General features: G+C 35.0%; 1 pseudogene. It reads right to left on the bottom strand.

What is annotated here, in order from left to right:
• Window positions 1–254 (bottom strand): annotated as a pseudogene (locus SB775_RS31625) (tetratricopeptide repeat protein); the annotation flags it as partial.

Raw genomic sequence — 254 nt, 5'->3', positions numbered from 1 at the left:
GGGTAGATACTTCAAATAGTCCGAGCTCATTATAATAATGAGCCGCATCAAGTGCCAATTCCTCAATATCTGGGTATAAGCGCTTGTCCTCCAACAGGTCTAATGTATCGTCTATGATCTTTATTTCTGCATCAACGTATAGTGCTTTTAGAAACTGAAATTTGCAAATGTAAATTTCATCTTCTAATTCACAGGCTTTCATAATACCTTGTTGATAGAGTGATAACGACTCTTCTATCTTTTTTTGTTTAAAC

Source organism: Peribacillus sp. SIMBA_075, from assembly GCF_046534585.1.
Note: the sequence above shows the minus strand (reverse complement) of the source record. Positions and strands in the feature narration are given on the sequence as shown.